This window comes from Entomomonas moraniae (genome assembly GCF_003991975.1).
Classification (GTDB): Bacteria; Pseudomonadota; Gammaproteobacteria; order Pseudomonadales; family Pseudomonadaceae; genus Entomomonas; species Entomomonas moraniae.
The window spans coordinates 91822-105228 of sequence record NZ_CP029822.1; the positions used below are offsets into that span (position 1 = coordinate 91822).

Sequence of the window (13407 nt, forward strand, 5' to 3'; positions counted from 1 at the left end):
ATAAAATAATGATTAATCTAAGCATGCTTTTAAGAAATAATGGCCTAAGTTAGTGATAGTTATCATTCCTTTTGATTCATCCAAGAGTTCGCCATAACCTGATACACAATCATTGTATGTTTTTTCATTGCGTATTAGTTGATAAAAAGCGTCATCAGTAATATATCGACTAATATCAATATCTATTAATTTTAGTCGTTCTAAATTTTCTAAATTTGAAGTGAGTAAAGCTAAAGAATTTGCTATGGACAATACATTTTGTGCACAAAGGTATTTTATTTTCACTACAGAACCTTCATGTTTTCCTAAGTGCTTTGGTTTTTTAAGTTGTTCTATTTGTAAAAAAGCCAGTACTTTTTCTTTTTTTATAGCTTCTAAAATTAGAATATCTTTAGAGTCCATCTGTTTTATAATTTCAACGAATGCAGGATGAGTTGACTCTTTTGTCTCTTGATTCATTGCGTTTGCAATTAAATTCGCATACATTTCTTTTAATAAATTATCTTCTTTACTATCATCAAGGTATTTCAGATTTTCTATAGCAGGTCCTGCTATATTACCCTTTGGAGGGGTTATATTTTCTATCGGTATATTTTTAAGTTTATTTTCTAGGTAATTTGATAAAAAAAGCTTTATCTTCTCAACACCGTACACTGTTGCTTGAATTGGCAAAAGAATTGTATTGATAGTCTTAGTTAAGGTAACAGCAGTTTTTCCTAACTCCTTTCCAACAGTTTCTTTGGATTCTTCATCCATATATTCTATTACTGCGCTTTCAACAGTTTCTGGTTTTTTATCTTCTGACATAAAACAATCCATTAATAAATATGTAATATATTTTTAAATCAATGACAATGCCTAGTACCTGCCTTTGTATCTCTGTGACAGCCGTCTTTATCAGTACGCCCACCATGAGCCATGCTAAAGCTACTTGCTAATAATCCGCCAATCAATACCGCTAATATTACTTTTTTCATATACAACTCCTTTATGTATTAATGCTGTTCGTAAATAATGAGAGCTTTGCAATATTTAAACAATTAAGACCAAAGTCTAAAGAAGATTGTTTTTAGAGGTGCTTAGATCAAATACTTTCTTTAGTTTAGTTATCTTTTCCAATTTCTCTCGTTTAGATTGATCTATTTGCAAGTAGTCGGGCAAATATTTAATTTCATCAATGGCTAAAGGTGCACCAACATAAATTGAGTTTTCAGATTCGGGATCATCTTTTATAGAGTATTTCTGCACACTAAAATTTCTAGCAACGTTGATTGCAGTAACATATTTATCGGTCAAATCTCCTACGCACGCTCGATAATTTTTAGCTGAAAAATAGAGAATGATTGCTTTTAATTCTTTCTCATTCAGCTCGATACCTTTAAAATCAACGGGGTTAAGTATGTTGTTTTTAGACTGCTCTATGCATTCATTATATTTAGTTAGATAGGCTTCTTGGGCTTTATCTAAGTTTTCTTTAGCTATTTTTGTTTGTTGCTCTGCTGCTTGTTCATTTGATAATAACTGATAAGCATTACATTGAAATGAACATAAACATAAAGCAATAGCTAGCGTCTTAAACATGAACTTAATCCTCCCCAAAATTCAGACTCCGCCCCTGTGGTATTAATTTCCATAGTAGCCGCTTCTTTGGCTATTATATTCTTCACGGCGGTAGGCCAATCCCCCGCGGCTTTTGAAAGCAAATCCCAATCAGAAGTTGTAACATTGTAAGCAATTTGAGTTGGGCTTGATTTGGTAAGTATTGTGTGAATAGTACCCGACATTAATAAAGCTGCTCCCAAATTATACAGGCTCATTTGTGTCTTTATTCTCTTTAACGCTTCTTGGCTTTGTCCACTAAATTTCAAGTTATGTACAGGTTTGCAAAGTGATGTTCCCATTATAAAAACTCCCTTTCTAAAAGAGAGATAATATAATAAAAACCGAATGATAATATTTAGTTAATACCAAAGTCTAATAAATCTTGTTGTTATAATTTAATGTGATAAATGACACGCATCACAAATACGTATTGTTATCTAATGAGTATAATTAATATTAGACTAAAGTATTATTTCTTAAATGGTCTTTAAAAACATTGCTAATCAATAATAATTTTTTATCTGTCTGTTTTAATTATTTTTATTGATGATTCTTACTCATTATAAATATGTGTTTTTTCAGTTGTTCAGCCATAAGAACAAGATGATATAAAGATCACAACATAAGCGAAAAAATAAGACTTATGTTTTCTTTGTGATTGTTATAGGTGGTAATTATGGAAAGTAAGCAAACAACAGAAGTACACAAGGATATTGAAGTGCAGATATTGATTAATGCACAAGAAAGCGCCGATTTAATGCAAAAAATCGGAGGGGCGATTGATTCTATTTCATATATATTAGAAAAAGATATAACAGACTACTTAGACGGCAAGCCAAGACTATTCAACGACGACCAGCGAATAAATATATACACTATTCTCAAGTTGCTAGCTTTGATGCTTGCGAGCTGTGGCGATAAATTAAAAGATCAACTGCCCTCGAAAAGCTTACTAATCTAGTTGTATGTATGTGCCTTTACCTGGAATAGCTTGATTTCTGCCTACTAAGTTAGCGACTATTTCCCCACGAGCTATTCCAGCTCCAAAATTTTCCACATAATGATCTAAAGCCAAGTTTTTAGCGTGATCATAACTATTATCACCTTTATGCTGAGGATGGTGCGCTTTTTGGCTTATATAGTATTGCTTTTCAGTCTGACCGAAAGATAATTTGTAATGAAAATAACCAATAGCCATTTTTAATCCTCCTTAATTAATTTAATTTATAAGAATATACTGTTACTGCTCTTTTAGCTTATTAGACTTTAGTCTATTTTTTATTTAATCGGAAAGTCGGAAACCAACACAATTATCCTAATAAAAATCACTATCAAGACAGGATAATATTACATGAACGATACTCAATTAGCAGAGCTTAGAGAGTTGCAAAGCCTTTCGTTTGAAGCGGTTAAAGTTGATTGCGACCCTAGAAATTGGAACGGACACGGCAAAACCCCCAAACAAATGACCAAAGAGGAGCGGGGCGGCAGGTCGTTCGATTTAAAGAACGCTGATAAGTCCATTAGTATTTTTGCTCGTATAACCAATATCATCAATACCCATACCAAGCCCACAGAGGGCAATATCAAAGAAGATGAGGATCTACAACGTGACATTGACAATGTTAAAGATCAAGCAGAAGACTTACTAAAGCAAGTCAGAGAAAAGGAACAAGCGCCGCACAATGTCCACTGATAAAGATAAGGTATCTTTCTTAGCGTTCTTTTTGCTGTGGGCTAAAAGGCAAGGCTGGCAAGTTCCCCTTATTCATGTAAAAGCCTGTGACTGGTTAGAACATCGAGGGGATTTAGCGGTACTTCGCTGCTTTCGTGGTTTTGGTAAAAGTACCATTCTAGCTGTTTATAATGCGTGGCGTTTCTACGATGATCCAACCTATAGAATCATACACCAATCAGAAACCGATAGAACCGCTTATAAAACCAGCCGTGACACGCAGAACGTCTTAAAGAATCACCCTTTAACAAAGGATCTCTTTGATTATGGCGGTATCGAGCAATGGTGGGTAAAAGGGGCTAATGATAGCCGTAATGCTTCTTTGTTTTCTGTGGGTATTCTTTCCAACGTAACAGGTTCACGGGCGAACGAGTGCCAAAATGATGATGTGGAAGTTCCCAATAACACCACCACCCAAGAGGCAAGGGATAAGCTGCGAGAGCGACTAGATGAACAAACTCATATCTTATTGCCTGAAATTGGTAAAAAGCTATTTATCGGTACACCCCATACGCACGATAGTATCTATGATAGAACCGAAGCAAAGGGGGCTGACTGCTTGACCATTCGCATGTTTGAACAAGAATACCGCATAGACAATGCCACTAAAACTCACTACAAACTACCTTTTAAAGTGGAGTATGTGTTTTATGGTATCGGTGAATATGCGCGCGTACTCATCAAAGACAAAGATTATTTAATCACTGATGATAACACCCTAATCTTTCACTCACCGCCTAACGTACTTATAGACTGTTACGCTGGTGCGGCTTGGCCTGAACGTTTTACCATTGCCGAATTACAAAAGAGACGCAAAGAAACCGAAACTATTAATAAATGGGATAGCCAATATCAACTGCATTCTAAGCCCGTGACTGAAACCCGATTAGACCCTAGCAAGCTACAGAGATATGACGCATTCCCCGAAGTGAGATTAGCCAATAAAGAGATCAGTTGCTGGCTTGGTGAAACGCAAATAGTAGGTGCTATTGCCTATTGGGATTGCTCGCTGGGTAAAATTGGTTCGGATGCTTCTGCTTTGAATTTGGTATTAACCGATGCTGACGGTAATTTATTTTGGCAATTTGCCGAATCAATGACGGGTGAGTTAGCTGAATTTGGCACCAACAACAAAATAATAGGGGGTCAAGTTCAACAAGTGCGTGATCTTGTGGTTAAGTACAATATCCCTTGCGTAGTGGTTGAAACTAAAGGTTCAGGCGGCTTTGTGCCACCTATTCTAAGAAAAGCCCTACAGGGTACAGGGTGCGCTATTCGTGAATGCCATGTCAGCACCAATAAACAAAAACGTATTTTAGATGCATTAGAACCGCCTTTGCTATCAGGCTTTATTTGGGCGCATAAAAATGTATTAGATGGCCCTGCTATAGAACAAATGCGCAACTTTAATCCTGAGTATACCAACCAAGAAGATGATTATATCGATAGTTTAGCTGGGGCTATTTTACAAACCCCTGTAAGAATCTGTAAGAAAATCGGAAACTCGGAAAACAATCAAGACAATAATACGTGGAGACCTAACAACACCTCTTATGAGGTAAAAACAGACTATTAGAGGCAGTAATGACCGTTACCACGAATTTAAACTTTAAAGAGTACCAAGCTAACGGAATAGCCACTACTTTTACCATTCCTTTTCTACTGCTTAATGAGAATGATTTAAACATTACCATTGACTCAGTAACTGTTTCTAAAAACGTCTATAAAATTAATGGTATAGGTAATCCGCAAAGTGAAATTATTTTCTATTCTGCCCCTAAGGGTAAACTCGTATTACAGCGCTCGATTACCTTATTAAGAGATACCGATTATCAAGAAAACGGCGATTTACTAGCAGCCACCTTAAACCAAGACTTTGATCGAATTTATTTAATCTTACAGGGTTTTAGACAGAATGATAACCAAACCTTAAAAGTATCAGACCCTGAGGGCATTAATACATTGCCTTTAGCGGCTCTGAGAGCGAATAAAATATTAGGTTTTGGTTCTGACGGACAGCCCTTGCTAACAGCCATCGCTAGTGGGTCGGCATTAGAACTTGCCCAATCATTAGCGGATACGAGCGACTTAACCAAAGGGGCAGGGATTGTTGGCTATAATAATGAGCTGCCTTATCCAGAGGCTACGATTGGTAGTGGCTTAAACAACGCCAACAAAAGTATTACAGCGCTTAATACTCAAAACAAAACATTAACCGAAAAAGTAACAAAGCTGGAACAAGAAAGTGGTAAAGAGACCTTTACCATTCTTTACCCTAACGGCGGAACAAAAGAAACTCCTGCAAACATTGCGACTAACAAACGGTATATAGAAGATAACCCATACCCAGCTAGTAAAGTTATTTGTGAACTAGAAATTTATTACGGTGGCGTTTGGGGTACAACTGGCTGGATTAACTCAGGGGGTGGCTGGGGTGCCGTTGCTGGACACAATATCGAAACCAATAAAATTATTATCCAAACTGGCTCATCGGGCATTGCTGGCCCATCAAACGCACACGGCAACACCTTAGGTACAACCAGTACAGGTATAACAACCGCACCTTGCCGCGTAAAAATATGGAGAACCGCTTAATGCCTAAATACTACGCCATTGTAGGGCAATCGTTAGAAGTTATCGACAACTCTAAAAAGCCTACACGCCCAAAAGGTTATATCAAAATGAAATACGAAAGCCCAAGCCCTGAACATATTGCTAGTGATACGGGCGATTGGATATTACCAGAACCTCAACCAGTGGTAACAGCAAATGAAACGGATACCGAAAATGCCTCATAAAGACCCTGAAAACCTTATAGAATTTATTACAAACAGCGCTGCATTCCAAGGCTTTATCGTGGCAATGATTATTGCTGCATTAAGAACTATCTATTTTGGTGAACGAAAAATCATACAAATCGGAATGGAAACCTTGCTTTGTGGTTTCCTATCGCTAGGCGCTGCAGGTTTAATTGATCTGGTAGAGGCGCTATTTCTAAAAGAACAACTACCGCAAACCGTTCTAATTACCGTTTGCGGCATGGTCGGCTTTATTGGTGTGACAACCTTAAGCGAGTTCTTAAAAAAGTTTTTAAACAACAACGCAGGCAGAAAGCCACGCAACCGATATGACCGATATAACGACGATGACGAGGACACATTATGAAAGTAACATTAAAGCGTTTCAAATCAACCTCACAGGGCACGTTTGGCGTAGTGATTTTACCTAACGGGAAAGAGTTTGATTCATTAGAACTTCCAGACAAAGACAACAAGCGACAAGTGTCATGCATTCCTAAAGGTACCTATCAATGTAAGATTGTGAACAGCCCTCGTTTTGGGCGTGTTTATGGTGTTCTTGATGTGCCTAATAGAGCCAACATACTTATCCATGCGGGCAACTATGGCGGCGATGTAGAGAAAGGCTACCGATCAGACATATTAGGCTGCATTCTGTTGGGTAAAAATGTAGGTGAGCTAAAAGGGCAGCGCGTAGTATTAAGCAGTAAAAAGGCATTAGCTGAGTTTATGGAAGAAATGGACAGGCAGCCCTTTACATTAGAGATTGTTTAATATGAATACCGTTAAGAACTATATCTATGTAGCTGCTGGTGTAGTTTTATTTATGCTGCTTGGTTATCTCTATTACCTGAATGATCGCTTGGAAAGTACAAAGACCAAGCTAGAACTGGCTAATCAAAATATCAGCTCACTCAATCACTACATAGACAAAACCAATCAGCAGTTAAAAGATATTCAGCAGCTAGACAAAGACTATCAAGAGAAATTAACCTATGCACAAACTGAAAACGATAAGCTACGTGATGATCTTATCAATAATGTTAAACGGGTGTATGTCAAGGCAAAATGTCCAAGCTTGCCCAACAATACAACCACCACCAGCAAGCCTAATGCAATCATCGCCCAACTTACAGGAAACGTTAGACAAGATTATTTACGTCTCAGATTAGAAATAGCGCAAACTAAGGAGCAGATATTACAATTACAGTCTTACATTACAAGTGTTTGTCTAAAACCGTAGATATTAAAATAGTTAGAGGAATCCTATGAAGATATTTAAAAAAGTAAATGTCATGATTCAAACGTTATCTGTTTTGGCTGTTCCTTTATTAGTGGCATATTTTGGAGCAAACATGCAGAGGGAAGTTAATAATAGCAGAGTTGGGCAAGAGTATGTAAAGTTAGCTATTGATATCTTAAGAAAACCACCAGCGGCTAATGAAATGGCTATGAGGAGCTGGGCGGCTGATATTATTATTAAGTATTCTCCTGTTGGGGTATCTTCTGAGCAAAGAAAATTACTAATGACTTCAATACCTAAACCGCCACCAAACGCGATGCAACCAATCGAGCCGAACTTGACCGAGAGACTAGTTAACGAATTATCCGAATAGTACAAGATGGGGATAATGCTATAATGCAATTAAACGCATTGCAGAAATATGTTAATGAAGTTTGTTTGAAATAAGAATAGAAACCAAAGTATATAGCTTTATTATAGCAGTTAGGTTTAAGACTGATATTATAATAAATTAAAGGATATGGATTATGCAGGTAGTATTAATTGTAGTTATTTCTTTATTTATAGCTGTTTTTTGTTATAGAAAAAAAATAAATTTTTTGGATATTAAAAGTCAAAAAGAATTTTCAGGACTTATAAAAAAAAATTATTTCTTTTTTTGGTGGCTTGCTTTGGTAGGGGGTATAATAATAGTCCTTAATGGAGTTTTTGAATATACGCTAACTGGCATTTTAGGAAATAGTGTTACTGGCGAAAAAGCAATAAAAGTCGGGCTTTTTATTCTCGGGATTGCTTTTATTTTGGGGCTCGTTACTTTTACTTATCGTTTTCAGAAAAAGTGAAGAGGCGACAAAAAGGCGACTCGTATATTAAAAAATTAATATTAATCAATATGATATGTGTTTATTTTGGTAGTAATTATGCCTACCAAATACAAAACCCAGTTAATTGATTTGACTGGGTTTTTTGTTTTTATCAGGATTTAATTTATGTCACAACCAATGAATGTAACGTTTGAGCAGCTAGCTCTTGTCAGAAAGATATTAGAGGCGATGTCAGAAACTGAATATGTGGCTGATGAGGATCATCGCCTTTTTATTGAGCGATTTGATGAGCTAACAGAACTGTTAAAAAACAATAATAATGAAGATAGCTTATATTTAGGCCAAGAAATGATTAGTCAATTATTTCTACGTTATCCCCAAATAACACATTTAATCCCGAGAGAGTTATTATGGTTCTTCGGTGGAGATTGTTTGCACTTTATGCCAGATGCTGAAATCGATTTATTTCAGCAGTTAGAGGATCAGCAATATCAAGCAGAAAGTGAAGGTAAGCCGTTTAATTGGTTACTAGCAAAGCAACAATTACTCGGTGTGAACGAGCAGGAATAAATTTTTCAAGCTACTAGTTCACTTGCCTTATTGTTGTTTTAACGTTTGTCTTTTTAGATACAGGGCGACTAATAAGCTGATGATAAGAATGGTGGCTATATAACCAATAACACCATTCCATTGTTGTGATTGCCAAAAATGCCCTCCGGCTGTACCAAGAATACTAGATCCTATGTAATAACAAAATAAGTAAAAGGAAGATGCTTGTCCTTTTGCTTTGGTTGCACAGCGACCTATCCAACTACTGGTGACTGAATGCGCACCAAAAAAGCCCAGTGCAAAAATGACCATCCCGATAAAAACAATCGTGATGGGCGTAAATAGCGTAATCAATGCGCCAGAAAGCATAATAACAACCGCAATCCACAAAACACGGGCATGGCCAAATCGATCCGCCCATGATCCAAAGGTAGTTGAGCTAAAAATACCTGATAAGTAAACAATGGATAATACACCTATCCATGCTTGGCTTAACAAGTAGGGGGGAGCAATAAGCCGATAAGCAATATAATTAAATAATGTAACAAAAGCCCCCATTAATAAGAAGCCCTGAAAAAATAACCAAGGAAGTCGCGGTTGAACAATATGATGTAAATAGCCATTAAGTAGCTTGCTAAATTTTATTGGCATAGGTTCAAAGTGCTTAGAGGGGGGAAGTAGTTTCCACATTGAAATAGCACAGATTAAAGCAAGAAACGACATAATGCCGAGTACGATATGCCAAGAGTAAAAATCAATTAATACACCGCTAATTAAACGACCACTCATTCCGCCGATGGCGTTTCCCCCAATATAAAGCCCCATCGCAACGCCGAGGTGTCGAGGCGCTATTTCTTCATTAAGGTAAGCCATAGCTACGGCAGCAACACCACTTAATGAAATACCAACCAATGCTCGACAAATAAGGAGAAGTTGCCAGTTATGGACAATAGCGCTTAGGAGAGTAAAAGAGGAAGACAGTAATAAGGCGATAATCATGATGCTTTTTCGCCCCATTGCATCAGATATTGGCCCTGTGAGAAGTAGTCCAAAGGCTAACATAAAGGTAGACATAGAGATAAGAAGGCTACTTTCTGATGCACTGACGGAGAACTCTTTTGAAAAAACGGGCATCATAGGTTGTACACAATACAATAATGCAAACGTAGCAAAGCCGCCTAAAAAAAGTGCAAAAGCAACTTTAATAAAAAGAGGGGAGTTTTTTTCTATGTAATCTGATGGGGTAGTTGTATCGGTTGTCATGGTAGAAACAGGAAACTTGTAAATTTTATAAATATTGCTTTATAGGATAAACCTAATTATAGGATTAGTTAATAGCTTTTATGAATCGTTGAGAGAATTATAGGTTATTTATTAGCATCTTATTGATCTACCCATCGTTTAATAGTTATTTTTTTCAAAAAAATGCTTTTCAATAGGTATAAAATAGATGAAAAGCTTCGCAGTGAGTCCGATAGTATTGCTGACAAGTTTAGGATTTTAAGAACAGAGCGAGTTTCGGTTGAGTGTTTTTCTTAAAAGCTTAGGGGCTTATCTAGACCTTGGTTGTTGTTTAATAATTTATTTTCTTTATGGCTGAATAAGACATAAAAAATAAGTATTTCAATCTAAAGGAGATTTTTCATGCAAAAAACTGTTCCTATAACTGTGTTTCGTGGTGGCACAAGCCGTGGTTTGTTCTTTTTAGAAGCCGATTTACCTCCTGCAGGAAAGGAGCGCGATACATTGTTATTGCGCTGTATGGGCAGTGGTAGCCCGAACCAGATTGATGGCTTAGGTGGCGCACAGGCTGTAACGAGTAAGGTGGCGATAATAGGACCATCAGAGAGAGAAGATGCCGATGTGAATTATACTTTTGCGCAGGTATCTGTAGATAAGCCCGTTGTTTCCTATTTGGGTAACTGTGGCAATATTTCATCAGCGGTTGGCCCTTTTGCTATAGAGAGTGGTCTGGTGAAAGCTAGCCAAGACGTCACAATCGTACGTGTTTTTAACACAAACACTCAAAAAGTGATGGTTGAAACTGTACAGACCCCTAATGCACAAGTAACTTATGAAGGTGACTATAGTATTGCTGGTGTTCCAGGCTGCGCAGCACCGATTAAGATTAAAGTGTTAGATCCAGCTGGGAGTGTTTTTAAATCACTTTTACCAACGAACAATGTCATCGATACCTTAGATGTTCCATCATTTGGTAAAATAGAGGTATCTATTGTTGATGCGGCTAATCCGTTTATTTTCATTCGTGCTAAAGACATTGGTTTTAATGGTACAGAGTTGCCTGCTGATATTAATGGCTCTCCTGAAAGACTCAAGCTCTTAGAAAATATCAGGGGATCAGCCGCTAAGTTATTAGGTTTGGTAGATGCGATTGAAGACGCTGCATTAAAAAGTTCTAATGTCCCTAAATTGGCTATTATCTCTGAACCTGTCAGCTATAAAACAATTGGTGGTGAGTCTATTGATGCGTCACAAATAGATGTAACAAGCCGAATGATGGCGATGCAAAAATCACACCCTTCATATGCTATGACTGGGGGAATGTGTACATCAGTAGCCGCTGTTATTCCTGGAACAATTGTTAATGAATTGAAAAGTAAAAATACGCAAGATAAACATCTTAGAATTGGTCATCCAAGTGGTGTTATCGAAGCTAGCGTAGAGTATGAAAACAATAATGGTAGTATTCATATTACGTCGGCTGAAGGTTATAGAACAGCACGTTTATTGTTTAAAGGTGTTGCTTACTATTAGTATATTGCCTATAACGGCTAAGTAATGACGTGGCCTATGAGTTACCTGTTGTGTGTTGATTGAAAGTCAATATCATGCACAACAGGTGGCTCTTATTTCTTTTAGTTTTTATAGTGCTTAGAATGCCTTTCATTTTTTTAGTTTTCGTATATTTGTCTAGTTTTCCAGACTAAGAATCTTTTTTAATCAGTCTTGATCGATTACTTATCGAGGGATGGCTTTATCAGTATTTAGGAGGTAGAGCAGAGATTTTAAAAGGAGTTTGCAGAGAAAGATGGAGTTTGGTTTGAAAAATACCCTGCACTTTTTGGTCAGTGCAGGGTTATGTCAGGCGACTAGATGAATCCCATCGAAATGAGAAATTCCCACCACGCAATACCTAAAGTACAGTGTATTATCAAGGTTCCAAAAGCAATGATACCGCCAATAATCCACCACGATTTGATATCATTATAACCTGCCCCAAATATAATAGGTGCTGCTGCACCACCGTAGTGAGTGACTGCACCACCGTAAGCATTTGAGAATAATAGGCCGAGTGCTAGAAGCATTGGGTTAGCACCTGATAGAGATCCTACTGTGGCAAACACAGGCACCATCGCTGCGACATAAGCACCACCGGATGCAAATAGATAGCGAATGGCAACACTGATAAACAGTAATACAAGAAGAGCGACAGTAGCATTTTCACCAAATGATAGGGAATGTTTTAATGTTTCTGCTAACCAGTCAAAGAATCCTGCTTTGGTCAGTACACCAGACATACCGATGATACCACCATACCAAATAAGCGTATTCCAGCCACCTTTGTTTTTAAGAACATCATCCCAAGTGACAATGTTAATAATAAGTGCTGCTGCCATAACACAAAGAGCTACAGTGGCTTCATTGATATTTAGGAATTTAGAGAATACCCAACCGCAGAGTGCCGCTATAAAAATAACTAATAATAATATTTCTTTAGTTTTTATTGGCCCCATCTCTGCTAGACCTTTGTCAGCAATAGATTTGTTATCAACTTTTTTAAGTTCAGGTGGATAAAGGAAATAAATAACAAGTGGTGTAAGAATTAAACAAAGCAATCCAGGGGCAGCAGCAGCTAATGCCCACTGTCCCCATGATAGATTTATTTTTAAAATAGGAGCCATCATTTGTAAGGCTAGAGCATTGGGAGCCATAGCAGTTAAAAACATATAGCTAGTGGTTTTTGTTACCATGTAAATATTGATCATTAAAAAATGACCCGCTTTACGAGGGTTTTTATCTGGTTCAGATCCAAGAGCTACAACCACACTGTTGATAATAGGGTATACAATACCACCCGCACGTGCTGTATTAGAAGGAGTTGCAGGTGCTAGAAGTAGGTCCAGGCAAGCAGTCACATAACCAAGACGCAAGGTTGTTCCCCCCATTAATTTAATGAGATGGTAGGCAATACGTTTACCTAACCCCGTGGTTACGAATGCAGCACTCAATGTAAATGCAGCAAAAACAAGCCATGTAGTTCCTGATTGGTACCCCCCTAACACTTCGCCAATGTTTACAACAGGTTCGCCACTGGTAATAGCAGTATTACCTATTGTAACTGCTGAAGCGGCTATTGTTGCTAACAATATCACAGGTTCTGAATAGGGTTTTAATATGAGGCCTAAAATAGCAGCAAGGTAAAGCCCAAAGATACGCCATGCTAATAGAGGTAAACCCTCCGGGGCAGGCGCCATAAAAATAATAATAGGTATTAAAAAAAGTATACCTAATTTCCACAGTTTATCCTTACTCATTTGTAAGTCTCCGTTGGTTAAGTTTTTTAATGCTAACCCTCAGTTACATTACTTACTGGTAAATAACTTGATTACCAGTAAGTAATATTTCCATAGATAC

Annotated in this window: 19 protein-coding genes; 12 read left to right on the forward strand and 7 right to left on the reverse strand. The window is 37.4% G+C overall.

Annotated elements, in window-relative coordinates; all coding sequences use genetic code 11:
• Window positions 1-12: 12 nt before the first annotated feature.
• From DM558_RS00490 to DM558_RS00505, 4 genes are all read right to left on the reverse strand, one after another.
• The gene (locus DM558_RS00490) at window positions 13-807 is read right to left on the reverse strand and encodes a DUF4393 domain-containing protein (RefSeq protein ID WP_164731209.1); all 795 of its coding nucleotides are present in this window, start codon (window positions 805-807) and stop codon (window positions 13-15) included.
• Between the two features lie 38 nt (window positions 808-845).
• The gene (locus tag DM558_RS00495) at window positions 846-977 is read right to left on the reverse strand and encodes a YHYH domain-containing protein (protein WP_127161565.1); all 132 of its coding nucleotides are present in this window, start codon (window positions 975-977) and stop codon (window positions 846-848) included.
• Window positions 978-1053: 76 nt separating this feature from the next.
• A complete protein-coding gene (locus DM558_RS00500) occupies window positions 1054-1581 on the reverse strand; it encodes a hypothetical protein (RefSeq protein ID WP_127161566.1) in 528 nt (175 codons plus the stop codon).
• Window positions 1566-1901: a hypothetical protein gene (locus DM558_RS00505; RefSeq protein ID WP_127161567.1), complete on the reverse strand. Its 336-nt coding sequence runs from the start codon at window positions 1899-1901 to the stop codon at window positions 1566-1568. The genes DM558_RS00500 and DM558_RS00505 overlap by 16 nt, the downstream gene beginning before the upstream one ends.
• A gap of 377 nt (window positions 1902-2278) precedes the next feature.
• Here DM558_RS00505 and DM558_RS00510 point away from each other — a divergent pair, with 377 nt between their 5' ends.
• Window positions 2279-2563, forward strand: a complete 285-nt coding sequence (locus DM558_RS00510; RefSeq protein ID WP_127161568.1) for a hypothetical protein — start codon at window positions 2279-2281, stop codon at window positions 2561-2563.
• Here DM558_RS00510 and DM558_RS00515 read toward each other — a convergent pair.
• Window positions 2555-2800: a hypothetical protein gene (locus tag DM558_RS00515; RefSeq protein WP_127161569.1), complete on the reverse strand. Its 246-nt coding sequence runs from the start codon at window positions 2798-2800 to the stop codon at window positions 2555-2557. The two genes, DM558_RS00510 and DM558_RS00515, sit on opposite strands and share 9 nt — an antisense overlap.
• A 153-nt stretch (window positions 2801-2953) precedes the next feature.
• Between DM558_RS00515 and DM558_RS00520 the strand changes: the two genes are divergently transcribed.
• From DM558_RS00520 to DM558_RS00565, 10 genes are all read left to right on the forward strand, one after another.
• A complete protein-coding gene (locus DM558_RS00520) occupies window positions 2954-3298 on the forward strand; it encodes a hypothetical protein (protein ID WP_127161570.1) in 345 nt (114 codons plus the stop codon).
• Entirely contained in the window at window positions 3288-4913 is a 1626-nt protein-coding gene (terL, locus tag DM558_RS00525) for a phage terminase large subunit (protein WP_127161571.1), read from the forward strand. Before DM558_RS00520 ends, terL begins: the two co-directional genes overlap by 11 nt.
• A gap of 8 nt (window positions 4914-4921) precedes the next feature.
• A complete protein-coding gene (locus DM558_RS00530; RefSeq protein WP_127161572.1) occupies window positions 4922-5932 on the forward strand; it encodes a hypothetical protein in 1011 nt (336 codons plus the stop codon).
• Window positions 5932-6135, forward strand: coding sequence for a hypothetical protein (locus DM558_RS00535; RefSeq protein ID WP_127161573.1), 204 nt, complete (start codon window positions 5932-5934; stop codon window positions 6133-6135). The genes DM558_RS00530 and DM558_RS00535 overlap by 1 nt, the downstream gene beginning before the upstream one ends.
• Window positions 6125-6502 carry a phage holin family protein gene (locus tag DM558_RS00540; protein ID WP_164731210.1) on the forward strand — a complete coding sequence of 126 codons (378 nt, stop codon included), beginning with the start codon at window positions 6125-6127 and terminating at the stop codon, window positions 6500-6502. Before DM558_RS00535 ends, DM558_RS00540 begins: the two co-directional genes overlap by 11 nt.
• The gene (locus tag DM558_RS00545) at window positions 6499-6909 is read left to right on the forward strand and encodes a DUF5675 family protein (RefSeq protein ID WP_127161575.1); all 411 of its coding nucleotides are present in this window, start codon (window positions 6499-6501) and stop codon (window positions 6907-6909) included. Before DM558_RS00540 ends, DM558_RS00545 begins: the two co-directional genes overlap by 4 nt.
• Window position 6910: 1 nt before the next feature.
• On the forward strand, window positions 6911-7378 hold the full coding sequence (locus tag DM558_RS00550) for a lysis system i-spanin subunit Rz (RefSeq protein WP_127161576.1): 468 nt from the start codon (window positions 6911-6913) through the stop codon (window positions 7376-7378).
• A gap of 52 nt (window positions 7379-7430) precedes the next feature.
• Window positions 7431-7751: a hypothetical protein gene (locus DM558_RS00555; RefSeq protein ID WP_127161577.1), complete on the forward strand. Its 321-nt coding sequence runs from the start codon at window positions 7431-7433 to the stop codon at window positions 7749-7751.
• 154 nt (window positions 7752-7905) lie between these two features.
• Complete coding sequence (locus DM558_RS00560) at window positions 7906-8220, forward strand: hypothetical protein (protein ID WP_127161578.1); 315 nt, start codon at window positions 7906-7908, stop codon at window positions 8218-8220.
• A gap of 147 nt (window positions 8221-8367) precedes the next feature.
• Window positions 8368-8772: a PA2817 family protein gene (locus DM558_RS00565; protein ID WP_127161579.1), complete on the forward strand. Its 405-nt coding sequence runs from the start codon at window positions 8368-8370 to the stop codon at window positions 8770-8772.
• Between the two features lie 27 nt (window positions 8773-8799).
• Here the strand turns inward: DM558_RS00565 and DM558_RS00570 are convergent, their stop codons facing one another.
• Window positions 8800-10014, reverse strand: coding sequence for an MFS transporter (locus DM558_RS00570; protein ID WP_127161580.1), 1215 nt, complete (start codon window positions 10012-10014; stop codon window positions 8800-8802).
• 381 nt (window positions 10015-10395) lie between these two features.
• Between DM558_RS00570 and DM558_RS00575 the strand changes: the two genes are divergently transcribed.
• On the forward strand, window positions 10396-11526 hold the full coding sequence (locus DM558_RS00575) for a 2-methylaconitate cis-trans isomerase PrpF family protein (protein ID WP_127161581.1): 1131 nt from the start codon (window positions 10396-10398) through the stop codon (window positions 11524-11526).
• A 335-nt stretch (window positions 11527-11861) separates the two neighbouring features.
• Here the strand turns inward: DM558_RS00575 and DM558_RS00580 are convergent, their stop codons facing one another.
• Entirely contained in the window at window positions 11862-13307 is a 1446-nt protein-coding gene (locus DM558_RS00580; RefSeq protein WP_127161582.1) for an anion permease, read from the reverse strand.
• Window positions 13308-13407: the final 100 nt, after the last annotated feature.

Excerpts from the sequence above, each read along its gene's own strand:
- DM558_RS00545 (WP_127161575.1), top strand. The coding sequence starts at position 6,499 with ATGAAAGTAACATTAAAGCGTTTCAAATCAACCTCACAGGGCACGTTT.
- DM558_RS00510 (WP_127161568.1), top strand. The coding sequence starts at position 2,279 with ATGGAAAGTAAGCAAACAACAGAAGTACACAAGGATATTGAAGTGCAG.
- DM558_RS00530 (WP_127161572.1), top strand. The coding sequence starts at position 4,922 with ATGACCGTTACCACGAATTTAAACTTTAAAGAGTACCAAGCTAACGGA.
- DM558_RS00535 (WP_127161573.1), top strand. The coding sequence starts at position 5,932 with ATGCCTAAATACTACGCCATTGTAGGGCAATCGTTAGAAGTTATCGAC.
- DM558_RS00500 (WP_127161566.1), bottom strand. The coding sequence starts at position 1,581 with ATGTTTAAGACGCTAGCTATTGCTTTATGTTTATGTTCATTTCAATGT.
- DM558_RS00490 (WP_164731209.1), bottom strand. The coding sequence starts at position 807 with ATGTCAGAAGATAAAAAACCAGAAACTGTTGAAAGCGCAGTAATAGAA.
- DM558_RS00555 (WP_127161577.1), top strand. The coding sequence starts at position 7,431 with ATGATTCAAACGTTATCTGTTTTGGCTGTTCCTTTATTAGTGGCATAT.
- DM558_RS00520 (WP_127161570.1), top strand. The coding sequence starts at position 2,954 with ATGAACGATACTCAATTAGCAGAGCTTAGAGAGTTGCAAAGCCTTTCG.
- DM558_RS00515 (WP_127161569.1), bottom strand. The coding sequence starts at position 2,800 with ATGGCTATTGGTTATTTTCATTACAAATTATCTTTCGGTCAGACTGAA.
- DM558_RS00580 (WP_127161582.1), bottom strand. The coding sequence starts at position 13,307 with ATGAGTAAGGATAAACTGTGGAAATTAGGTATACTTTTTTTAATACCT.
- DM558_RS00540 (WP_164731210.1), top strand. The coding sequence starts at position 6,125 with ATGCCTCATAAAGACCCTGAAAACCTTATAGAATTTATTACAAACAGC.
- DM558_RS00505 (WP_127161567.1), bottom strand. The coding sequence starts at position 1,901 with ATGGGAACATCACTTTGCAAACCTGTACATAACTTGAAATTTAGTGGA.
- DM558_RS00570 (WP_127161580.1), bottom strand. The coding sequence starts at position 10,014 with ATGACAACCGATACAACTACCCCATCAGATTACATAGAAAAAAACTCC.
- DM558_RS00560 (WP_127161578.1), top strand. The coding sequence starts at position 7,906 with ATGCAGGTAGTATTAATTGTAGTTATTTCTTTATTTATAGCTGTTTTT.
- DM558_RS00550 (WP_127161576.1), top strand. The coding sequence starts at position 6,911 with ATGAATACCGTTAAGAACTATATCTATGTAGCTGCTGGTGTAGTTTTA.
- DM558_RS00565 (WP_127161579.1), top strand. The coding sequence starts at position 8,368 with ATGTCACAACCAATGAATGTAACGTTTGAGCAGCTAGCTCTTGTCAGA.
- DM558_RS00495 (WP_127161565.1), bottom strand. The coding sequence starts at position 977 with ATGAAAAAAGTAATATTAGCGGTATTGATTGGCGGATTATTAGCAAGT.
- terL (WP_127161571.1), top strand. The coding sequence starts at position 3,288 with ATGTCCACTGATAAAGATAAGGTATCTTTCTTAGCGTTCTTTTTGCTG.
- DM558_RS00575 (WP_127161581.1), top strand. The coding sequence starts at position 10,396 with ATGCAAAAAACTGTTCCTATAACTGTGTTTCGTGGTGGCACAAGCCGT.